The organism is Prevotella sp. khp1 (assembly GCF_900102205.1).
In the GTDB taxonomy this organism is placed as follows: Bacteria; Bacteroidota; Bacteroidia; order Bacteroidales; family Bacteroidaceae; genus Prevotella; species Prevotella ruminicola.
Genome location: NZ_FNJZ01000004.1, coordinates 228020 through 250587 on the forward strand (window position 1 = coordinate 228020; position 22568 = coordinate 250587).

Here is a 22568-nt window from a genome sequence, read left to right on the forward strand (position 1 = left end):
TTAAATTTTTAAATTCTTAAATTTTTAAATTTTACACAATGGGAAATCCAAAAGCATTTTTAGAGATACACCGCCAGGAGGCGGGTTACCGTCCGATTCACGATAGAATCCACGATTTTGGCGAGGTAGAGCAGACGCTCAGCACTCGCGAACGCAAACTGCAGGCCAGCCGCTGTATGGATTGCGGCGTGCCCTTCTGCCACTGGGCCTGTCCGCTGGGCAACAAAGCACCCGAGTGGAACGACGCCCTGTACAAAGGCGACTTTGAGTTGGCCTATCAGTTGCTGAACACCACCAACCCCTTCCCCGAGTTCACAGGTCGTATCTGTCCTGCACTGTGCGAGAAGGCTTGCGTGCTGAACCGCTTTAACCACGAGCCAACCACCAACCGTGAGGACGAGGCTGCCATCACCGAGATGGCATTTCAGGAGGGCTTTATCCAGCCTAAGACCGACATCGTTCGCAACGGTAAGAAGGTGGCTGTGATTGGTGCCGGCCCTGCCGGACTGGCTGCTGCCAACGACCTGAACCACATGGGATATACCGTTACCGTGTTTGAGAAAAACGAAGCTGCAGGCGGATTGCTGCGCTACGGTATCCCTAACTTTAAACTGAACAAGGCCGTTATCGACCGTCGTATCGCCCTGCTGGAGCAGGAGGGTATCGAGTTTGTATACGGCTGTGCCGTATCAATTGATAATGGAAAATTGAAAATTGACAATTGCTCTACCATCGATAATTCTCAATTATCAATTATCAATTCTCAATTTGATGCAATCGTGATTGCATCAGGTACTCCAACAGCCCGCGATCTGAAAGCCCCTGGCCGCGAACTCAAGGGCGTACACTTTGCTCTCGACATGCTGTCGCAGCAGAACCGCGTGCTGGCAGGCATGGAGTTCAGTAAGGACGAGCGCGTAACAGCCAAAGGCAAGGACGTGCTGGTAATAGGTGGTGGTGATACAGGTAGCGACTGCATTGGTACAGCCCATCGTCAGGGTTGTAAGAGCGTTACCCAGATTGAGATTATGCCTAAGCCCGTTGAGGGTCCCGAAGACCCACAGAACCCTTGGCCCGAATGGCCTCGCACCCTGAAGACTACATCAAGTCATGAGGAGGGCTGCACCCGCCGTTGGAACATCAACACCCTTGAATTCTTGGGTAAGGACGGTAAGCTTACCGGCGTAAAGGTACAGGAGATAGATTGGAAACCAAATCCCGAAGGCGGTCGCCCCATCATGGTTGAGAAGGGCAAGCCCGAGATTATAAAAGCTGAACTGGTATTGTTGGCCATGGGATTCTTGAAGCCAGAGCATCCCGCTTATGGTAATAATGTGTTTGTTTGTGGCGATGCGGCCAATGGCGCCTCTCTCGTAGTGCGCGCTATGGCCAGCGGCCGCCAGACAGCCCAGAAGGTGAACAGCTTTTTAAGTGCAAAAATGTAAAAATGCAAAAATGTAAAAATTAGCATGAGCAAGATCCATTTCACCAAGATGCACGGCTGTGGTAACGACTACATCTACGTTGACACCACGCAGTACAATATACCCGACCCTGAGGCGGCCTCCATTAAGTGGAGCCACCGCCACAAGGGCATCGGTTCCGACGGACTGGTACTCATTGGCAAATCTACCGTTCCTGAGGCTGATTTTACCATGCGCATTTTTAATGCCGACGGTAGCGAGGCCATGATGTGCGGTAATGCCAGTCGCTGTATAGGTAAGTACCTTTACGAGCGCGGTATGACCGACCTGACCGAGATCCGTCTGCTCACCCTTTCGGGTGTAAAGGTGCTCAGTCTGCATGTAACCGATGGTATTGTAGAGAGTGTTACCGTAGATATGGGCGAGCCTGTACTTGAAAACGAGTCGCAGTTCCTGTCATCGCGTAACCCTGGTCACGGCACATTCGTATCGATGGGCAATCCCCACTACGTGATATTTACCGATGATGTGGATCAGGTAGGCGAAGCAGGCCCCGCACTCGAATATCACCCTGCATTCCCACAAAGATGTAACATCGAGTTTGCCCGTGTAGAGGCTGACGGCGGCATCCGTACCCGTGTGTGGGAGCGTGGCAGTGGTATCACCCAGGCTTGCGGTACAGGCGCCTGCGCCACCGCTGTGGCCGCCGCACTTACAGGTAAGGCCAATCGCACATCGCAGATTGTGATGGATGGCGGCACACTTACCATCGAGTGGAGCGAACAGGACAACCACGTGTACATGACTGGTCCGGCCGAGTTTGTGTGTGATGGCGAAATAGCTTTATAAAGGTATTAGCTAAATCCCGTATTTTGATTACAATCTGTAAGAAAATACATATACAGAACTTACAATTTGTAATTTTGAAATAAAAACAAGATAAAAAGTGTCGATAAAATAGGTAATTTACTTTCAATTTGTAGTACCTTTGCATCGAAATCATAGCAAAGTGTAAGCAAATTGTATAACAACATAAACAGTAATTATGGAAGCATTAAGATTTCAGGTTGTCGGCGAGGCTTTTAAGAAGAAGCCACTCGACGTAAAAGCACCAAGTGAGAGACCTTGCGAGTATTTTGGCAAGAAGGTCTTTAATCGTGAGAAAATGTACAAGTACCTGCCAAAGGACGTGTACGAGAAAATGGTCGACGTAATTGATAATGGCGCACGTTTGGATCGTACTGTTGCCGACGCTGTAGCTGCTGGTATCAAGCAGTGGGCTACCGAGAATGGCGTAACTCACTATACTCACTGGTTCCAACCCCTGACCGAAGGTACTGCCGAGAAGCACGACTCGTTTATCGAGCATGATGGCAAGGGCGGTATGGTTGAAGAGTTCAGCGGAAAGCTGCTCGTTCAGCAGGAGCCTGATGCTTCTTCATTCCCCTCTGGTGGCATCCGTTCTACATTCGAGGCACGTGGTTATTCTGCATGGGATCCCACATCTCCAGTATTTATTATAGACGATACACTTTGTATCCCCACAGTATTTATCAGTTATAGCGGTGAGGCCCTTGACTATAAGGCTCCTCTGCTGCGCGCTCTTCATGCAGTCAACGTGGCTGCTACTGATGTTTGCCATTACTTTGATCCCGCAGTAAAGAAAGTAACCTCAAACCTCGGATGGGAACAGGAGTACTTCCTGGTAGATGAGGGACTGTATGCTGCACGCCCCGACCTGCTGCTTACCGGTCGTACCCTGATGGGACACGATAGTGCCAAGAACCAGCAGATGGACGACCACTACTTTGGTTCAATCCCCGAGCGTGTGGCTGCTTTCATGCGCGACCTTGAGATTCAGGCTTTGGAACTCGGTGTTCCTTGCAAGACCCGTCATAACGAGGTGGCACCTAACCAGTTTGAGCTGGCACCAATCTTTGAAGAAACTAACCTGGCTGTTGACCACAATATGCTGCTGATGTCGGTGATGAAGCGTGTAGCCCGTAAGCACGGTTTCCGCGTGCTGCTGCACGAAAAGCCATTCGCTGGCATCAACGGTTCGGGTAAGCACAACAACTGGAGCTTGAGCACCGACAATGGTGTACTGCTGCACGCTCCTGGTAAGACTCCCGAGGCCAACCTGCGCTTTGCTACCTTTATTGTTGAGACCCTGATGGGTGTTTACAAGCACAACGGACTGCTGAAGGCCAGCATCATGAGTGCTACCAACGCTCACCGTCTGGGTGCTAACGAGGCTCCCCCAGCCATCGTATCTTCGTTCCTCGGTAAGCAGGTTTCTGAGCTGCTCGACCACATCGAGACTGCCGATAAGGACTTCCTCGCTATGGCTGGCAAGCAGGGACTGAAGATGGATATCCCCGAGATTCCTGAGCTGCTCATCGATAACACCGACCGTAACCGTACATCACCATTCGCCTTTACCGGTAACCGCTTTGAGTTCCGTGCCGTAGGTAGTGAGGCTAACTGTGCCAGCGCTATGATTGCCCTGAACAGTGCCGTAGCCGAGGCTCTGGTTGACTTCAAGAAGCGTGTTGATGCTCGCATTCCTGAGTTCGAGAAGAAGTTGGCTGGTACTGAGCACAGCGCTAAGTTCCACGCTATCATCGACGTGCTCCGCGAGGATATCAAGACCTGTAAGCCTATCCGCTTTGATGGTAACGGCTACTCAGACGAGTGGGTTATCGAGGCCGAGAAACGCGGTCTGGATGTTGAGAAGAGCTGTCCAAAAATCTTTGAGCGTTACCTCGACGACGCCAGCGTTAAGATGTTTGAGAGCCTGGGTGTAATGACCAAGAAGGAGCTTGAGGCACGTAACGAGGTGAAGTGGGAGACCTACACCAAGAAGATTCAGATTGAGGCTCGCGTACTGGGCGACCTGAGCATGAACCACATCATTCCAGTGGCTACCAGCTATCAGAGCCAGCTGCTGAAGAATGTAGAAAATATGGTGGCTGTATTCCCCGTTGACAAAGCGGAGAAGCTGAATGCCCGTAACCTGAAGATTATCGAGGAGATTGCCGAGCGCACATCTGCCATCGAGAAGGGTGTTGAGGAGTTGGTTAACGCTCGCAAGCTGGCCAACAAGATCGAGGACGAGCATGAGAAGGCTATCGCTTATCATGATAAGGTAGAGCCAAAGCTCGATGAGATTCGCTATCAGATCGATAAGCTCGAACTGATTGTCGACGATGCACTGTGGCCACTGCCTAAGTACAGAGAACTGCTGTTCATCCGATAATCGTTAAATCAAACAATTCTTTTTTTGGTTGTTTGAAAATCGCAAAAAGCGATTTATTGAAGTTTGCGTGGGGGATTTGATACTGTGAGAGTATTGAATCCCTCTTTTATTTGATATTTTTGTGTTAGTTAATTAGCAAAGGAGCCAGCATTGCTGCCGGCTCCTTTTTGTGTTAATCCTGGTAAAACAATCATTTTGGAACTACTAATTACTAACTAATATCAACTATATGTGTACCTAAATATTTAAAATAACGCATGAATCTACTTCAGTTTGAATGTGTACTTGGTTGGGAGCTTATCCGAGGCTGTTCCAATCAGGGCCTCGTAAGTGCCTGGCTCGGCGCACCAGCTGTTGGCAGTCTCATCGTAATAGCTTACGGCATCGGCACCGATGGTAAGTGTTACGTTACGGGTTTCGCCTGGCTGCAGATACACCTTCTGGAAAGCCTTGAGCTCCTTTACTGGGCGATCAACCTTGCTCTGCTTGGCGGCGATGTACAGCTGAACTGTTTCGCTACCAGCCACCTTGCCGGTATTGGTTACGGGCACGGTGAAGGTGAGCTTGGTGCTGGGTGTTAGGTGTTGGGTGTTAGTGGTTACCTTGCCTAACTTAAAGGTGGTGTAGCTTAAACCGTGACCGAATGCGAAGAGGGGCTTGAGCTTATTGGCATCGGTATAGCGGTAGCCTACGTAGATACCCTCTTTGTACTCCTCGTCGATAATCTTATAATCCTCGCGCCAATTGCCGGGGTAGCTGCCTGTGGCATGGGCGCCGCACTGACCGAGCGATGCGTACCAGGTGAATGGCAGCTTGCCCGATGGGTTTACGTCGCCAGCCAGTACCGAGGCGATGGCCTCGCCAGCCTCGGAGCCGATAAACCAGGCCTGTACCACAGCGGGCACCTTGTTAATCCAGGGCAGGGCAGCAGCGTTACCCGAGATGTTTACATAAACCAAGCGTGGGTTTACCTTCAGGATGGCCTCAATCACCTCGTTCTGGGCGTAAGGCAGATCGTAACTCTTGCGGTCGTGACCCTCGCAATCCTGATAGTCGCTCTTGTTCAGTCCACCAATAAAAATCACGGCATCGGCCTGCTTGGCTTTCTCAACAGCCTCGGCAGTGAGCTCGGCCTGTGTACGGGTTTCGTACAGCGAGCGACCTACGGTTACGCCGTTGTAACTCTGAACGGTATCGCCCACGTAACCGCGAACATAATCCACCTCGGCATCAGCAAAACGGGCCTTGATGCCGTCGAGAGGCAGAATCTCCTTCTGGGCCTTGAGCGACGACGAACCACCGCCCACAGTCATCATCTTGATGGCGTTCTCGCCCACTACGAGGATGCGCTTCATCTTCTGCAGGTTGAGCGGCAAAAGGGGTTCATTTTTTAATTCTTTAATTTTATCATTTTTCAGTAGTACAATACCCTCCTGAGCAATCTTGAGCGCAGTCTGATAGTGACTCTCGCTGCACAGGAATCCATAGGGCTTGTGGCGGTTCATCGTGGTGCGATAGAACAAGCGCAGCACGCGGCGAACTTTCTCGTCGAGCTCCTTGGTGGTATATTTTCCCTCCTGGATGAGCTTCTTGTATGGCACTGCCAGATAGTAGTTGTCATAGGCGTTTGAGGTGCCCTCGCTCAGACCGTTGGTCCATGAGCCGAACTCCAGGTCGAGTCCGTTGTTGATGGCCTCCTCGGTGTCATGGCAGCCGCCCCAGTCGCTAATCACCACGCCGTCGAAACCCCAGTCCTTCTTCAGAATCTTGTTCAGCATGGTGGCGTTGTGACAGTTGTGCTGGTTCTGATACAGGTTGTAGGCACCCATGATGCTCCAGGCACCACCCTCCTGCACAGCCGCCTTGAAGGCAGGCAGATAAATCTCGTGCAGTGCACGGTCGCTCACAATCACGTTCACCTGATGACGATACTCCTCGTCGTTGTTCAGGGCATAGTGCTTCACGCAGGCTGCTACACCTTTCGACTGCAGTCCCTGTACGTAGGGCACCACCATGCGTGAGGCCAACCAGGGGTCTTCGCCCATATATTCGAAGTTACGACCGCCCAGTGGGGTGCGATAGATGTTCACGCCAGGACCCAGCATCACGTTCTTGTTGCGATAGAGTGCTTCTTCGGCCAGATTCTCGCCATACATGCGGGCCAACTGGGGATTCCAGGTGGCAGCCAGACAGGTGAGGGCAGGGAAGGCCACGCATGAGTCGTTGGTCTGACCGGCCTGTTCCCACTCGTCCCACAGTACATCGGGGCGCACACCGTGAGGGCCGTCGTCGGTCCACAGGTCGGGGAATCCCAGACGTTTTACACCAGGGCTTGAAAACTTTGACTGCGCGTGAATCACGGCAATCTTCTCCTCGAGTGTCATTCGACTGAGTGCGTCGTCGATGCGCTGCTCGATGGGTTTACTTTCGTCGAGATACACAGGTGTGCTTTGAGCCTGTGCCGCTGCAGTAGTGCCAATCAGTAGTGCTGACATGATAAATTTCTTCATTCTATAATTAGTTTTATTGTTCATTTTCTCACCTTCTCACCTTTTTGTTTTTTCAATTTCCCCATCCCCATGCTTTGGATATACTCCGCCTGTGGTTTGCAGTTCTCGATGCGACAGTTCTCGGCAAACTGCTTGAGCAGCTGGCGGAACTGAGCCTGATTGGGGCGTGCCTCGCGCCATTCTTGATAGGTGTTGCGTGATGTCTCGGCATATTTCACCACGATGCTATCCCAACCCTCGGGGCGCTTGATGCCCATCATGCACGACTCATCTACCTTTTTATAAGGCCAGAAGGTGTAACCGATGTTGTTCTCCTTCAGCACCTTCACAAAGTCGCGCTGCCACTCCATGGTGTTGTGACCGAACTCGCCCATATACATCGGACGGTTGATGGAGTCGCGGAAATTGATGTAGTGGGTGATGGCTTCTTTGGTGGCAGGACCGCCGTAACGGTGGCAGGTGTACATCAGCTTATCGTCGTAGGTGCTGTCGTTCAGCATCCAGAAAAAGCTGTTCCAGTGGGCACCGCCCAGCAGGATGATGTGGTTTTTATCTACCTGTCGGATGGCCTCTACCGCCTTTTTATATACCGGCTGCAACAATTGGTAGAGCGAGTCCTTGTTGGCAAAATAGTGAGCGATGGGCTCGTTCATCAGTTCGTAGCCCAGGATGGTGGTCTCGCTGCGATAGCGATAGGCTATCTCGCGCCAGATATTGCAGAACTGCTGTTGGCACTTCTCACTTTCGAACAACCAGGGGTAACCGTGTCCGTCGTCGATGTTATCGCCCGTCTGTCCGCCTGGACAGTCGTGCATATCCAGAATCAGATACAGGTTGTTGGCCTTGCACCAGGTGATGACCGAGTCGATGCGTGCGTAGCCATCCTTCTTGCCTGTCTGTCCCATGTAATCCTCGTCGCAGAACAGCTTGTAGTTGAAAGGCAGACGAATGGTGTTGGCACCCTGATTGGCAATGAAGTCGATATCCTTACGTGTCACGTAGTTATCCTTGAACTGCTGCCAGAACTCGGCAGTGGCATCGGGACCCACGGCCTCCTTCATCATCAGGTCGATCATCCACGCCGAGTTGGTACGTCCGAAACCGAACATGTAACCCTCGGGGTTCAACCAGTTGCCCAGGTTTGTGCCCTGAATCAGGAGTTTCTCACCGTTGGGCTTGATGAGGTCGTGGCCGTTGATGGTGACGAACCCATTGGCATTGTTCTGCTTGCCCACGTTGCAGGCCATCAGCAGGAGCGCAAAGAGATAAACGAATGCTTTCTTCATTGTTTTGTTATGATTTGTCTGTTCTGGATGTATATTCCTTTTTTATTGGGTTGCTGCACCTTTCGGCCCTGCAGGTCGTAGAGGGTGCTGCTGTTCTTTTCTGTTGTCTTGGCAGGTGTAATACCGGTGGCACTCAACTTCTGGGCGAAGGCCTCCTGCAGATATGGGATATGAGTGTTCACAAACGCCTTCAGATCGCTGATGTAGCTGTCGTAGTCGTTGTGGTACTTGTGCTTCTCCCAGTCGTACACCTGCTGGTTGATGGGCCACACCTTGAAATTCTGAGCCTGTGTCTGCCAGATGGCACCACGCAAACTGTCGATAGATGCTATCAGGTGCTGCTGCAGTCCGGCTTCTACCAGCGCGTTCAGGCGGTCGTTGCAAGCCTTGGCAAACCAAGGGTCGAGCCACAGGCGCTGCAGAATTTTTTCGAATGGACGGTTCCACAAGCCTAAGTAGGCCTCCATCTGTCGCAGCAGACTCTTTTCCGAACTATTGTCGTAGCCCAAGTCAAGGTCCCACAGCGGTCCGAAGTGCATCTTCTGTTCGTCGGCCTCCTTGTACATGTAGATACTGTAAAGTGCATCGATGTTGCCCGTGAGCTCAGCGCCTACGTACCAGTTAATAAAATCGGTCTCATCGATATAGGCGCGATAACCTTTCTCGGGGTCGCGGTAGTCGTCGCTGGCCACTGCTTTCTCGAATGCCTCCAGCCACTGTCCGATGGCGATGCGCTTATCCATGGTGAGCAGCTCGTCATCAGGATTCTTGATGTTGTACATGATGCCGTAGCGGGTGGATGTGATGTAGGGCTCCTCGCGTGAGTTCTCGTTGGCCACCTCCAGCAGCCAACCGTTGTCCTCATCTACTTCAACGCGCTTTTTGTGCACCTGCACCTGGTCGCTAATCTGGTAGGTTCCGCGGTATTTGCCATTAAGATAAAGATCGATGAACTTGGCAGCTGGACAGAACTTCATGCCGATGAAACGTCCGAGTTGATAAGTCAGGGCATTGCGAATCATGGTCTTGTCGCCGTGATTGGCCAGCAAGGTCCAACTTTTGGCTTTCGCAAAGTCCTCACCTAACAGTGTTTGCTTTTTGTCGAACTTAACTCGGTAGGGTTTCTTGTCAGAGTTCCACCACGATGAGTTGCCTCGTCCTCTTATCTGTGTGTTCTCGAGTCGGAGCGTGTTGTCGCCATCCACCATCGTAAAAGTACACATGATGTACTCTTCCTTACTGGTGATGTTCTGACCGTTCTCCGTCTCGATATACACCGTGGGTACATCGGTGAGTTGTTGATATTGCTGGGCCAGCACAGGGCCAGCCCAGGCAATCGTCAACAAAATAGAGAGTATTAATTTTGGTTTCATTTATTTCTTTTGGAATACACGCACGTAATCTACTTCCATAGTGGCTGGCAATGCACTCTCGTCAACGCCTTGAGCGCCACCCCAGTCGCCACCCCAAGCCAGGTTGAGGATCACGTAGAACGGATCATCGTAGGGCCAGTCGTCGCGACCCAGTCCACGGTTGTCGTAGCTCAGCTGAACCTTACCATCCACATAGGTGGTGATGTTCTTGGCTGTCCACAGGATGGCGTAGGTGTGGAACTCGCCCTCGGCACCATCGCACTTCATCTCGTGGGTTACCTGTGTGTTGTTAGAGTGTACGTGTGCATTGGCATGCAGACTTGATGATACGTAGTTGGGGTGATAGCCCACCTCTTCCATGATATCAATCTCGCCATCAGCAGGCCACGACTTGAAGTTCACTGGCATCATCCAGAAGGCAGGCCATGTGCCCTTGCCCTTTGGCAGTTTGATGCTGGCCTCGATATAGCCGTAGGTCCAGCCCTCTTTTACCTTGGCATACACACGACCAGAGTATATCTTGCCGTTCTCCTTCAGGGCTGTAATGCGCAGGGTGCCGTTCTTAACCTGGGTTACCAGCGCGCCATCGGGTGTTTTGTGGTTCACGTAGTTCTGCAACTCGTGGTTCACCCATCCGGCGTTCTGCACCTCGTGTTTCCAGTCGTTGGCATTCAGTTCCGAGCCTGTCTCGAACTCGTCCTGCCATACCAGTGTGTAACCTTCGGGGGCATTGTAGGCAGGCTTTGCAGCAGCGGCCTGAGTCACTGTGATGTTCTTACGGGCAGTACCCGACATAATGATGACGTTACCTGTACGCTCCGTGGTATTAGGGTTCTCGTCGATGGTCACAGCCACCGCATTGTTAGCATACTGAGCCGTGGCCTTCACGAAGTCGCCATCGGCATAAACACCCCACTCTTTTCCAGTGGTGGTAACGTTAATTGTGTAGCTGCCTCCTTCGGCAGGTGCATTGATGCTCTCCTGCGATACGGTGATCGTTGGAGCAGCGGGCTGTGGGTCATCGCTGCCCCCACCGCAGCCAGTAAAGACTGCGGTGAGCGCGAGCAATAGAGTGTTAAACATGTAACGTTTCATTAATTATTCAATTTTTTTATTTATTATGCCTCTTTAAAGACAATCTTACTAATCTTCACCTTTGTGCCAGGTGTAGATCCTCCGAAGTCGAAGAACAGACGGATAGCCGATGCATCAGTACCCTCCTTCAGTGTTGCATTCTTCAGTGTGAATGTGTATGGCTCGTCGGCCTTGATGTCGTGACGACCCTCGCAGAAGAAGTTGCTATCGCCACTGTCGGTGAGCTTGATGGTCACGCCTGGGCAGTTGGCATCAGCAGTTACTACCACCTGGAAGTGATACTCCTTGTTGGCCTTAGCTGTCAGCTCAGTATCAATGTGGAACTGACCCTGCCACTGGCTGCCACCCATTCCTTCTGGAAGAGTGAGCTCAACAGTGTCGCCGTTGCGAGTAGCTACAGGCTGGTTGGCCAGCTCTGTCCAAGCGTCGTTGGCGAACCAGTAGGCGAATGTGCTCTTTACTGAACCATCGTCAACACCCTTCCACAGGTTGCTGGCATCGTCGTAGTTCAGAACTACAGCTTCTTCGAGATAGATCTTGCTGATCTTCACGTGAGTGCCAGCAGGTGTACCACCAAAGTCGAAGAACATGCGCAGCTGGTCGGCATCAGCACCATCCTTCAGTGTCAGGCCCTCGCGCTTCACGATGAGTGGCTCGTCGGCCTTAACAGGGATGCGCTCTTCGAGCAGGAAGTTGCTGTCGCCACCGTCGGTGAGCTTGAAGGTAACACCAGCGCAGTCGTTGTCGGCCTCTAATACACAGTAGAAATTATAGGCCTTTGATGCACTTGCTGTAAGCTTGGTGTCGATATGGAACTGGCCCTGCCACTGGCTGCCACCGATACCATCAGGCATGGTGAGCTCGTAAGTGTCGCCGCTGTGTGTACATACTGGGCTTGTAATCTGTGTCCAGCTGTCATCAGCAAACCAGTAAGCGAACTCGCTGGCTACTGTACCATCGTCAACAGCCTTCCAAAGGTTGGCGCCGCTCTCATAGTTCCAATCCATCACAGGCTTCTCGCCCTCTTCGCCACCACCTGAAACGATGGTACCATCGTCGTTAGCGTGATCCTTGATAACCACGTTGCTTACGTTGATCTTGGTAGCACCGGTAGCATGACCGAAGTCGAATACCAACTTCACCTTAGAAAGGTCCTTACCTGCTATGTCGCTCTGCCAGAATACGATATCCTGACCAGCCTTGAGGTTCACGTCGGCTACGTCGATGATAGCATCGGCATCTGCCTCGTCGGTGAGCTTAACAGTCACACCGTCGATATCCTTATCAGCATTGAAGATAACAGAGAAGTCGTAGTTGGTTCCAGCCTTCAGATTCAGGTCGGTGTGGAGGTGGAACTGAGCCTGCCAGCGGTCTGAGCAAGCATCGGGAACTGTCACGGTGTAGTCGTTGTTTCCACCAGTGTAGCCAGCTTCCATCTCGCCAGTGCGCTCTGTGCCCCAACCTGGGTTGAAGTAGAATGTGGCGTTAGGAGTGATGCCCTTCCAGAGGTTGAAGTCGCTGTTGGCATCGAATCCCTGCTCCTCAACGAGGCGCTCATCAGGAGCGCTTGTCAGGATGTAGCGCCATGCAATACCGCGATCAGGAGCGTCGTAAACCAGCACCAGCTTGGTGGCTGTGAGGGTCTCGATACGGAACTTAGGATTCTCGTACTGAGCGTCGCTCGAGATGTAGGGGAATGCGGTGTTGTCGGCCAGCTGGATGTAGGTCTGCTTGGTCACGTTGCCCTCGGCATCCTCCCAGTCGTAGATCTCGAAGCTCCAGCTTGATGTCTGGTTGCCCACAGCTACATCTACGTCGGCATTGTCGTTCTGGGTGTTCCATTTGGTTACGCCCTTATTCACATAGGTGTTACCGTCGGCACCAGCATTGTAGGTATAGCTACCGCCCTTGCGTGTGGTGGCTGTAAAGGTGATGCGGTCGTCGTAAACACCAAAGTCCTTCTTATCGTTGGGAGCAGCACTCCACCATTCGGTGGCAGCTGTTCCGGCAGGGCCGCAGCCCAGGTGTCCCTGCTCCTTGTTGGCTATACGCCACTCCTTGTCGCAGATACGACGGAAATCGGCAGAGTAGTCAATCTTAGTTTCGTTGAAAGTGAATGTCTTGCTGATGACACCCTGACTGAAACCATTGCGGTTGCCCAATTTCATGTCGATAGTATAGGTGCCGGCCTCAGGATTCTGGAATCCCACCTCCTGCAGTGTAGAGTAGGTGTTGCCGTTGATAATCCAGATGGGGTATGTACCTGGCTGTGGGGTGTAGTTGGCAATCATCTGGTTGGTTTCCTGATCGACGCTGATGTTGAAGTCAACACCGCTTACCGATGGAATACCATTGGGGTCGGCGCCGTCGAATTTTTCGGGCGAGCAGGCGGTCATCATCACACCTGCTGCCAGCGCACCCATTGTATATTTAATCAGATTCTTCATAATCTTTTTAATGTTTAATCATTAATGTTTAATATTAATAGTTGTTCTGCACCAGTGTTGGGTCGGCATCAAGCTCGCTCTGTGACAGAGGAATGTGCTTCTTGCTGGCACTCCAGGTGTTAGTACGATAGCCGTAGGTGTCGGGAACCAGCTTCAGGGTAGCCTTTTCGGTGGCACCGCTGATACCCTCGGCACGAACCAGGTCGAAGTAACGCTTGCCCTCACCGCAGAACTCCAGGTGACGCTCATTCAGTACGTCGTCGATAGTAACGCTGCTCAGGTTAGCAAGACCTGCACGTGTACGAACCTCGTTAACATAACCAGTGGCCTCGGTTGCGCTGCCACCTGTCTGCAACAGCAGCTCGGCTGCATTCAGCAGGGTCTCGGCATAGCGGTAGATGCGCTTGTTGTTATTGTAGTTCAGGTTCTTTGATGTAGGACAGTCCTGATTGTTGGCACTCTGTGGACGATACTTACCGTGCCAGATGTGAGTGTCCTGATAACGCTCGGTATAGGTGTAGCCACGAACGTCCCAGCAGGTAACATCGCGACGCTTGTCGTTATCGGCATACATATTGTAGGCCTCTAAGCGCATGGGCAGGAATCCCCAACCGTCGTTACCGCTGTCCCAGCCTTCGCCACCAGCCCAACCGTTAGGCGAGCAGAGTGTAGGGAATACGGTACCACCTGCATGCAGTGGTGTGCCCCAGTCGCGCTGGGCGTTATCGTCGTCGTAAGTAATCTCAAAAATGCTCTCTGAGCACATCTCACCGTTCTCTGAGAACAGATCCTTGAAGTCGGGATTCAGCGAGTAGTTGCTGTCGCCGATAATCTGCTTCATGTAAGTAAGAGCAGTAGGATAGCGGGCTGCGTCGTTCTGGTACATCACCATCTCGGCATACAGCATGTAGGCCATAGCCTGTGATACGCGACCCTCGTTGGCTGCATCCCAACGCATAGGCAGCACGTTCGAAGCGATGATGGCCTCGAGCTCAGGCAGCAGCTGTGCATAAATCTCATCAGCAGTAATCTGTGGGGCTGTGTAAGGCTCGCTCAGGTTCTCCAGATAGAAAGGAACGTTGCCGTAGTAGTGCCACAGAATATTATAATAGTACACGCGGAGCAGACGGGCCTGCATCTCGTACGATGTGCGGTTCTTTTCGTTGCCGCCACCCCATGAGCAGTACTTAATCACGTCGTTACAACGCTTGATACCGCTGTAGAAGTCGCCCCAAAGAGTACCCAGGGTGTTGTTGCCGTCGCCCTCAAAGTTGAACAGCTTGTGCCAGTGCTGGTTGTCGCTGATGCTCGAACCACCAACCCAGAAGTCGTCGCCCATAATCTCGGCGTCGCAAGTCAGGTCGTTATAGGCTGTTCCGTCCCAGTCGGGCCAGTGCAGTGGGGCATAGGCCGAAGTGCAAGCCTCGCTCAGGTGCTCGTCGGTCATGTAATATTCCTCCAGAGGCTCACCGGTTGGATTCTCTACCTCCAGGAAGCTGTCGTTACAAGCAGTCAGCGATACGGCTACTACTCCAGCGAACAGTGTTTTATATATCTTCGTATTCATAATACTTCAATTCTTTAATTTTTACATTATTACATTATTACATTTTACAGCGAGAGGTTGCAACCTACAGTAAAGATGCGTGCCTGTGGATATACGCCGTAATCTACACCCATCGATGTGCTGCTGGTACCGATTTCAGGATCGAATCCCCAGTACTTAGTCCAGGTAAACAGGTTCTCGGCACGTACATACACGCGGAATCGCTCGATGTTTACACGCTTGGTGATGTGGCGTGGCAGTGTGTAGCCCAATGAGATGTTCTTCAGGCGCAGGTAGCTGCCGTCCTGTACGTAGATGTCGCTAACAACCCAGTTCTTCGAGTCGCCCAGCTTCAGCATCGGAATCTTGTTCGAGGTTCCCTCGCCGGTCCAGCGCTGCAGCACCCAAGTTGGGTAGTTACCCGATGCGATATCCTGGCGCCAGGTAGCGTCGAAGATATCGGCACCATAAACGCCCTGGAAGAAGATGTTGAAGTCGAAGCCCTTCCAATCGGCATTCAGGTTCAAACCGTAAGTCCAGTCGGGTGTTGGCTTACCAATCTTGGTACGGTCGTCGCTGGTAATGTAGCCATCGCCGTTTACATCCACGAAGATCAGGTCGCCAGGAACCGACGAAGCGTGATTCTTTGCATTGTAAGCATCGGCCTCTGCCTGGTTCTGCAGTACACCTGCAGTCTTGTAACCATAGAAGTATGGGAAAGGCTGACCGTTCTCGGCACGTGTGCCACCATCGCTGAACTGACTGATACCGTAGTTCAGGAAGCCAGTGTCGTTACCCAGGTTCTTCAGGGTGTTCTTCAGGTGCGATGCGTTGGCCTTAATGGCAAAGTGTGCATCGGCAATGTTGAACTTGTAACCCAGCTCAAACTCGATACCCTTATTCTCCATGTCGCCCACGTTACCGATAGGCTTGGTTTCACCTACGTAGCTTGGGATAGGCATGGTCATCAGCATACCATTGGTCTTCTTGATATAGTAGTCAACAGTAAATGTAAGCTTGTTGTTCCACAGGCCCAGGTCGATACCCAGGTCGGTCTGCTCACTCTCCTCCCACTTCAGGTTCTCGTTAGCCAGTCCGTTGGCCTTCGAACCGTAATTCATCACGCCCTGACGGCCAAAGTAGTAGTTGCTTGTGCCACCAGTGGTGGTGAGCACGGTGTAGCGGAAGTCACCGATGTTCTCGTTACCGTTCTTACCCCAGCTGGCGCGGAACTTCAGGTTGCTGAGCCAGTCGCTGGTGTTCTTCATGAAGTCCTCGTTCATGATGTTCCAACCGATAGAGAATGAGGGGAACACACCATATTTGTTGTTTGATCCGAAGCGGCTTGAACCATCGCGGCGGATGGTGCCCTGGAACATGTACTTCTCGTCGTAGTTGTAGCTCAAACGGGCAAAGAGCGAAGCCAGGTGATGCTCTACGTTAGGACCTGCCCAACCGCTAACCAGACTCTTAACACCTGTAATGTGGCCGTCGGCATCGGTAGTGGTCTCAATGCTACCACCAGTGGTGTAGTCAACATAAGGCTTGTTTACGTTAATCAGGTTCCAGTGCGATGCACCTACGTAGCTACCCTTGTACTTCAGGGCGCTCTGACCCAGTACTACACCGATAGAGTGCTTGCCAAACTCTTTGTCGTAAGTCAGCGTGTTCTCAACCTGCCACTGTGTAGCGTCGGCCTTCTCGGCTGAAGCCGATGTGTGGTCGCTGTTGTTGTTACCAGAGAGGTAGTACTTTGATACGGTAGCACCCTCGCTGCCCCAGAAACTCTGCTCGGCACTCCAGGTGAAGTGGTACTTCAGGTTGTCCCAGATCTGCAGGTCGATAGCAAACTTAGGTCTGAACTTATGACTCCAGCCGCGGCTGGGGTTACCCTGCATCATGGCGATGGGGTTGTTCTGCTCCTGATAGCTACCTACGTAGTTGGGAATAGTATAAGGATTGCCGTTCTCGTCGCGATAAAGGTCGTAAGCGCTGTAACGGTCAATCATATCCTGAGCCACAGCACCAGTGAGTGTTACGGGCAGTGTGGGAGCCAGGTACAGGGCCGAACCCAGGGGCGAACCCCATGTAGAGTTGGTGTCGATACCTGTGCTATGTGTGCGCATATAAGAGAGGTTTGCGCTGATGTCCAGTTTGTTCAGGAAGTTGCGCTCCTTTGAGTCGTCGAACAGGTTGAACTGGTTGTTTGAGTTGATGGTCAAACGGTCGTAGTTAGAGCGGCCGTAGTTACCACCCACGATACCATCCTGAGTGTAGTAACCCAGCGACAGGTAGTAGTTTACCTTTTCGGTAGCACCGCTAACCGATACGTCGTGCTGTACTACAGGGGCGTTATCGTTAAACAGCAGTTCCTGCCAATCGGTACCAAAACCGGTAATCTTGTTACCGTTGGCATCGGTCAGGTTATAAGGGTCGGCATACAAAGGAGCCTGTCCGCCGTTCACGTATTTTTCGTTCTGCAGGATGGCATAGTCGGTAGCACTGGTCACGTCGCGATGCTTCCAGGCGCTCTGCCAACCGTAGCTGAAGTTATAGTTGATCTGAGCCTTACCCATCTTACCCTTCTTGGTGGTAACCAGGATAACACCGTTGGCTGCGCGTGCACCGTAGATGGCACCTGATGCAGCATCCTTCAGAACCTCGATACTCTCGATATCGTAAGGGTTAACACTCTCCAGACCGTACTGGTCGGTAGGCATGCCATCGATAATGTACAGCGGGTTGGTATCATTAATAGTACCTGTACCGCGCACGCGAATCATCGACTGTGAACCAGGCTGTCCGTTGGCAGATGTAACGTTTACACCAGCAGCCAGACCTTTCAGGGCATCATCGGCACGCAGACGTGTCTTACCCTCCAGGTCATCCGAGCTAACCTTGGCGATTGAGGCTGTTACCACGCTCTTCTTCTGCACACCGTAGCCGATAACAACTACGTCCTGCAGAGTCTGTGCATCTTCTTTCAGCACCACACGCATGTTGCGGGTTGCTTTTAGTTCTTGGGTTACATAACCAATGTAACTTACTACGATAGTAGCGCCCTCGTTAACCTTAATGGTGAAGTTACCATTAAAGTCGGTAATAGTACCATTCTGAGGATTACCTTTTTCAACGACCGAAGCACCGATAACGGTCTCGCCCTGGTCGTCAATCACAGTGCCCACGATTCCCTGGGCCCAAGATGTCATGGTCACCATAAGTGCCAGAAACATCATTACTAACCTGCTTTTCTTCATACTTTGGTTTTATTAAATGTTAATGTTAAGTTAGAATATACCCTATTAGGATTTTCTGCTGCAAAGATAATTAATTTTAATGCTCGCATTTGGCAGCACAGAGCGAAAAGTGGACGAAATGATACGCTTAAAATGTCTAAAGCGCTGATAAACAGTGTGATAAGATTTTTAAAAAATCTAAAAAGAGTGGACGAAATATAGAGGTGTAAAACGTACATTTTACAGATTCTTTAACCAAAAATTCGCTTTAATTAGTCAAAAACGTCTTTCACTGCATTGGTCGTCAATCATGGTTATACGTTCCAAGCAAAGAAAAAGTCATAGTTAGTGTGTTTTTCGTGTTGTGTGGACGAACACAACCTCTTTTTAAAGTTAAATAGAGTTAACAAAGCAAAGAAAATGGAGAAAATATTTGGCTTGGTAGGTTAAAATGCGTACTTTTGCACTCGTACAACAGTTTTTTAAGTTTTATTGAACAATCTGATCTAGTTTACCTTTAATCTGACATGAAGTAATATACGGAACGAGTGAAAATGTGCGTGATTTCGAAAAACGAATGAATGCACATTTTTTTTGTGCAAAATTATAGGTTCATTTGGTCCTTATTACGAAGAAATTGCTTAATTTTGCAGCAAAATAAAAACAATACGACTTATGATTGTACTTTATATTATAATAGGTATCGTAGTGGGTGCTGTAGCGCTTTACCTGCTGATGGATCGTAAAATGGATCACCTCCGTATAGAGGGTGGCAAAACTGGCATGGAGCTGAAACTGAAGAATGAGCAGTTGGCAGAGAGCACCAGCAGAGTGCGCCACTTGGAGGGTGAGAACCGTGAGTTGCATGCACGTGCCGAAGCTCAGATGCGAGAGTTGCAGTTGCTGCATCAGCAGATGGCTGAAGAGTCGCAGCGCCATGAGGAGCGCTTTAAGAATATGGCTCAGCAACTGCTGGAGCAGAGTGCCCAGAAACTGAAGCAGTCGAATACCGAAACAATATCTGGCATCACGCAACCATTGAAGGATGCTATCGCCAACATGCAGAAGGCTATCAGTGAAAACCAAAAGGAGAGCGCAGCCCATTCGGCTTCGTTTCGTGAGCAGATGCTGCTGATGATGCAACAAACGCAGCAACTGGGTGAGAAGGCTGAAAACTTGACGAATGTGCTGCGACGCGATAACAAGGTGAGTGGTAACATGGGCGAGATTATTCTGGGCGACCTGCTGAATAGTCAGGGTCTGACGGAGGGCATCCACTACGAGGTGCAGGCCCGTTTGCGCGATGAACTCGGACGTCCCATGAAACATGATGAGACTGGTCGCGAGATGCAGCCCGACGTGATTCTGCATTACCCACAGGGGCAGGATGCTATCATCGACTCGAAGGTGTCGCTGGTGGCCTACGAGAAATACGTGAATGCCGAGACACCCGAGGATAAGGAGCGTTACCTGCAGGACCACATCAAGAGTGTGCGCCAGCATGTAAACGAGTTAGCACGTAAGGACTATTCGAAATACGTGAAGAATGGTCGCGATGTGGTTGATTTCGTGATTATGTTCGTACCCTTCGAGTCGTCGCTGCAGTTGGCATTGGCCAATGATCCTACGTTGTGGCGCGAGGCATTCGAAAAGAAGGTGTTTGTAACGGGCGAGCAGAACCTGTTGGGCATTCTGCACATGATACACATTGCCTGGGTGCAGAACCAGCAGGCCGAGAATCAGGAGAAAGTATTTGGCTTGGCTGAGCAGTTGTTGGATCGCTTAGGCGACTTTGTGCAGCGCTATAACGACCTGGGTAGTAAGATTGAGGCTGTGCAGAAGGCTTACGACAACACCAATAACAAGTTGATAACTGGTCGTCAAAGCGTCACCCAAAAGGCGCAAGAACTAATCACTTTAGGTGCCAAGGAGAATCCCAACCGCAAAATCCCCACACCTGAGATTGGTATTGAATGATTTTTTAGCAACGGACTACAGGATTTTAGGATTTATGTTATACGAAGAACTATCAGGGAAGATACTAAAGGCATATTTTACAGTCTTAAGTACTTTAGGGACAGGTTTCTTAGAGTCTGTATATGAAAATGCTCTATGTATAGAACTTGACGAATTGGGTGTTTCGTATGAAAGACATTGCTAAAAAAAAGAAAATGGGAGTATATATAAGCGAGAAGATATGGGATTTTGATTTGCAGGCGGCGCTGGGTGAGATTTCGGAGCAGCGCCGCGAGCAGGCCCTGAAGTTTAAACACGAACAGGGGCAGCGTTTGTGCGTGTTGGCCTACCAGCTGTTGAAGGAGGGCTTGCGCCAGGAGTATGGCATCACCTATAACCCCATTTTCGACTATAACGAGCACGGCAAACCCAGCATTGTGGGCCATCCGAAGATATATTTTAATCTGAGTCATTGCAAGGAGGCTGCCATCTGTGTCATCAGCGATAAGCCCGTTGGCGTAGATGTGGAGTGTATCCGTGAGTTCAAGGATAGTCTGATTAACTACACAATGAACGATGAGGAGAGAACAGAAATCGCCGCATCTGCCACCCCAGAAGCCACTTTTATCCGCTTTTGGACGATGAAAGAGGCCACTGCCAAGCTTGTCGGCACTGGCATCACTCACGATGTGAAATCCCTGATCAACCCCACCAAATATAAATATACCACCGTCGAGCGACAGCGGTATATTTATACTGTTTGTGAATATCTTTAATTACTTAATCAGGTTACCAAGGATGTCTCTTGTAAGTTCCTTGGTAATGGTTCGGGTAGCGGCACTGGTGGCGTTTTTCACTACGCGACCTTTTGCCGAGGTGCGACTCTTGGTCTTCTTACCCGTTACCTTATCGCTTACGTAGGTGCCTAACATAGCTGCCAGGGTAGAGGTGATGGCAGTCAGAATGGCCTTTCCTACCTTTGCCAGTATACCCGACTTCTTTTTCTCGGCCTTAGCTTCAGGCTGTGGAACCTCAACTTCGGTCTGCTCCTGTTCCTGCAGGGCGCGATCGGCTTCGGCCATCAGTACCTCGAAGGCACTCTCGCGATCCACTGGTGTGTCGTACTTACCATAGATACGACTCTGCTTGATGATGTCGAGACGCTGGCCCTCGGTGATGGCACCAATCTGCGAGAGCGGGAACAGAATCTTGGCACGCTCTACGATATTGGGTGCACCCTTCTCGTCGAGGAAACTAACAAGCGCCTCGCCTGTCTCCAGGTTCATGATGGCTTCGTCGGTCTTGAAGTCAGGGTTAGGACGGAACGTGTCGGCAGCGGTCTTAACAGCCTTCTGATCCTTTGGTGTGTAAGCACGCAGGGCATGCTGCACACGGTTGCCTAACTGTCCGAGGATGTTTTCGGGGATATCGGTAGGACTCTGGGTAATAAAGTAGATACCCACGCCCTTTGAACGAATCAAACGGATAACCTGCTCAATCTTATCGAGCAATGCTTTTGATGTGCCGTCGAACAGCATGTGCGCCTCGTCGAAGAAGAATACCAACTTAGGCAGCGGCATGTCGCCTACCTCGGGGAGGGTAGAGTAGAGCTCGCTCAAAAGCCACAACAGGAATGTAGAGTACAACTTGGGCTGCATCATCAACTTATCGGCAGCCAGCACATTCATGATACCCTTGCCACCTTCGGTCTGCATCAGGTCGAAGATGTCGAACGAGGGTTCGCCAAAGAACTGGTTGGCGCCTTGGTTCTCCAACTGCAACAGGGCGCGCTGGATGGCACCAACCGAGGCCGTTGAGATATTACCGTATTTAGTGGTGTACTCCTTGGCATGCTGCGATACATAGTCGAGCATGGCGCGCAGGTCTTTCAGGTCGAGAATCAGCAGTCCGCGCTCGTCGGCAATGCGGAACACGATGTTCAGTACGCCATCCTGTGTCTCGTTCAGGTCGAGCAAACGACTGAGAAGCTGTGGACCCATCTGTGAGATGGTGGCACGCATGGGATGTCCTTGTTCGCCAAATACATCGAAGAAGCGTACAGGACAACTTTGGAACTCAGGATTCTCGATGCCAAATTCGGGCATGCGCTTCTCGATAAAGCCGCTCAGCTTACCAGTCTGCGAGATACCCGAGAGGTCGCCCTTCATATCGGCCATGAAGCAGGGTACACCTGCCTGGCAGAAGGTCTCGGCCATCACCTGCAGGGTAACGGTTTTACCTGTACCTGTGGCACCAGCAATCAAACCATGACGGTTGGCCATCTTACCTGTAATACTCAGTGCTCCGTTAGAGCAGTGGGCTATGTAAAGCCCTCTTTCCTTGTCGTACATACGCTTTTGTTTTAAGTTTATGGCGCAAATATACAAATAAGTGAGCAATATACCAAAAAAAATCCCGTCAACTTGACGGGATTCC

The 22568-nt window shown here is 51.0% G+C and carries 14 protein-coding genes; 6 read left to right on the forward strand and 8 right to left on the reverse strand.

The window, feature by feature from the left end; genetic code table 11:
* Positions 1-38: 38 nt before the first annotated feature.
* The 3 genes from BLR73_RS12000 (at position 39) to BLR73_RS12010 (ending at position 4683) form a co-directional block, all read left to right on the forward strand.
* Positions 39-1445 (forward strand): glutamate synthase subunit beta, encoded by a 1407-nt coding sequence (locus BLR73_RS12000; RefSeq protein WP_091862308.1) that lies wholly within the window; start codon positions 39-41, stop codon positions 1443-1445.
* 24 nt (positions 1446-1469) lie between these two features.
* The gene (dapF, locus tag BLR73_RS12005; RefSeq protein ID WP_091862311.1) at positions 1470-2273 is read left to right on the forward strand and encodes a diaminopimelate epimerase; all 804 of its coding nucleotides are present in this window, start codon (positions 1470-1472) and stop codon (positions 2271-2273) included.
* A 196-nt stretch (positions 2274-2469) separates the two neighbouring features.
* A complete protein-coding gene (locus tag BLR73_RS12010) occupies positions 2470-4683 on the forward strand; it encodes a glutamine synthetase III family protein (protein WP_013063918.1) in 2214 nt (737 codons plus the stop codon).
* 263 nt (positions 4684-4946) lie between these two features.
* On the opposite strand, the gene BLR73_RS12015 is transcribed toward BLR73_RS12010, so the two are convergent.
* Genes BLR73_RS12015 through BLR73_RS12045 form a run of 7 tightly spaced genes read right to left on the reverse strand, consistent with a single transcriptional unit; the run spans position 4947 to position 18197 of the window.
* The gene (locus BLR73_RS12015) at positions 4947-7193 is read right to left on the reverse strand and encodes a glycoside hydrolase family 3 C-terminal domain-containing protein (RefSeq protein ID WP_091862472.1); all 2247 of its coding nucleotides are present in this window, start codon (positions 7191-7193) and stop codon (positions 4947-4949) included.
* 20 nt (positions 7194-7213) lie between these two features.
* Positions 7214-8479 (reverse strand): glycoside hydrolase family 5 protein, encoded by a 1266-nt coding sequence (locus BLR73_RS12020; RefSeq protein ID WP_091862314.1) that lies wholly within the window; start codon positions 8477-8479, stop codon positions 7214-7216.
* On the reverse strand, positions 8476-9852 hold the full coding sequence (locus BLR73_RS12025) for a CotH kinase family protein (RefSeq protein ID WP_091862318.1): 1377 nt from the start codon (positions 9850-9852) through the stop codon (positions 8476-8478). The genes BLR73_RS12020 and BLR73_RS12025 overlap by 4 nt, the downstream gene beginning before the upstream one ends.
* Positions 9853-10947 carry a family 16 glycosylhydrolase gene (locus tag BLR73_RS12030; protein ID WP_091862321.1) on the reverse strand — a complete coding sequence of 365 codons (1095 nt, stop codon included), beginning with the start codon at positions 10945-10947 and terminating at the stop codon, positions 9853-9855.
* Between the two features lie 23 nt (positions 10948-10970).
* Complete coding sequence (locus BLR73_RS12035; protein ID WP_091862324.1) at positions 10971-13394, reverse strand: hypothetical protein; 2424 nt, start codon at positions 13392-13394, stop codon at positions 10971-10973.
* A 34-nt stretch (positions 13395-13428) separates the two neighbouring features.
* On the reverse strand, positions 13429-14961 hold the full coding sequence (locus BLR73_RS12040) for a RagB/SusD family nutrient uptake outer membrane protein (protein WP_013065666.1): 1533 nt from the start codon (positions 14959-14961) through the stop codon (positions 13429-13431).
* A 44-nt stretch (positions 14962-15005) separates the two neighbouring features.
* A complete protein-coding gene (locus BLR73_RS12045; protein ID WP_091862327.1) occupies positions 15006-18197 on the reverse strand; it encodes a SusC/RagA family TonB-linked outer membrane protein in 3192 nt (1063 codons plus the stop codon).
* 654 nt (positions 18198-18851) lie between these two features.
* Here BLR73_RS12045 and rmuC point away from each other — a divergent pair.
* The 3 genes from rmuC to BLR73_RS12065 are packed head-to-tail and all read left to right on the forward strand — an operon-like array spanning position 18852 to position 20908.
* Complete coding sequence (gene rmuC, locus BLR73_RS12055) at positions 18852-20153, forward strand: DNA recombination protein RmuC (RefSeq protein ID WP_091862332.1); 1302 nt, start codon at positions 18852-18854, stop codon at positions 20151-20153.
* Positions 20154-20187: 34 nt separating this feature from the next.
* On the forward strand, positions 20188-20337 hold the full coding sequence (locus BLR73_RS12060) for a GxxExxY protein (protein ID WP_080517198.1): 150 nt from the start codon (positions 20188-20190) through the stop codon (positions 20335-20337).
* Positions 20338-20347: 10 nt separating this feature from the next.
* Entirely contained in the window at positions 20348-20908 is a 561-nt protein-coding gene (locus tag BLR73_RS12065) for a 4'-phosphopantetheinyl transferase family protein (RefSeq protein WP_176763686.1), read from the forward strand.
* Here BLR73_RS12065 and BLR73_RS12070 read toward each other — a convergent pair whose 3' ends face one another.
* On the reverse strand, positions 20909-22483 hold the full coding sequence (locus BLR73_RS12070) for a helicase HerA-like domain-containing protein (RefSeq protein ID WP_176763687.1): 1575 nt from the start codon (positions 22481-22483) through the stop codon (positions 20909-20911). It abuts the gene before it with no gap.
* Positions 22484-22568: the final 85 nt, after the last annotated feature.

Bases quoted from the DNA above. Each gene is read 5' to 3' on its own strand.
- BLR73_RS12015 (WP_091862472.1), bottom strand. From the start codon at position 7,193: ATGAAGAAATTTATCATGTCAGCACTACTGATTGGCACTACTGCAGCG.
- BLR73_RS12060 (WP_080517198.1), top strand. From the start codon at position 20,188: ATGTTATACGAAGAACTATCAGGGAAGATACTAAAGGCATATTTTACA.
- BLR73_RS12030 (WP_091862321.1), bottom strand. From the start codon at position 10,947: ATGAAACGTTACATGTTTAACACTCTATTGCTCGCGCTCACCGCAGTC.
- BLR73_RS12065 (WP_176763686.1), top strand. From the start codon at position 20,348: ATGGGAGTATATATAAGCGAGAAGATATGGGATTTTGATTTGCAGGCG.
- rmuC (WP_091862332.1), top strand. From the start codon at position 18,852: ATGATTGTACTTTATATTATAATAGGTATCGTAGTGGGTGCTGTAGCG.
- BLR73_RS12035 (WP_091862324.1), bottom strand. From the start codon at position 13,394: ATGAAGAATCTGATTAAATATACAATGGGTGCGCTGGCAGCAGGTGTG.
- BLR73_RS12045 (WP_091862327.1), bottom strand. From the start codon at position 18,197: ATGAAGAAAAGCAGGTTAGTAATGATGTTTCTGGCACTTATGGTGACC.
- BLR73_RS12010 (WP_013063918.1), top strand. From the start codon at position 2,470: ATGGAAGCATTAAGATTTCAGGTTGTCGGCGAGGCTTTTAAGAAGAAG.
- BLR73_RS12020 (WP_091862314.1), bottom strand. From the start codon at position 8,479: ATGAAGAAAGCATTCGTTTATCTCTTTGCGCTCCTGCTGATGGCCTGC.
- BLR73_RS12070 (WP_176763687.1), bottom strand. From the start codon at position 22,483: ATGTACGACAAGGAAAGAGGGCTTTACATAGCCCACTGCTCTAACGGA.
- BLR73_RS12000 (WP_091862308.1), top strand. From the start codon at position 39: ATGGGAAATCCAAAAGCATTTTTAGAGATACACCGCCAGGAGGCGGGT.
- BLR73_RS12040 (WP_013065666.1), bottom strand. From the start codon at position 14,961: ATGAATACGAAGATATATAAAACACTGTTCGCTGGAGTAGTAGCCGTA.
- BLR73_RS12025 (WP_091862318.1), bottom strand. From the start codon at position 9,852: ATGAAACCAAAATTAATACTCTCTATTTTGTTGACGATTGCCTGGGCT.
- dapF (WP_091862311.1), top strand. From the start codon at position 1,470: ATGAGCAAGATCCATTTCACCAAGATGCACGGCTGTGGTAACGACTAC.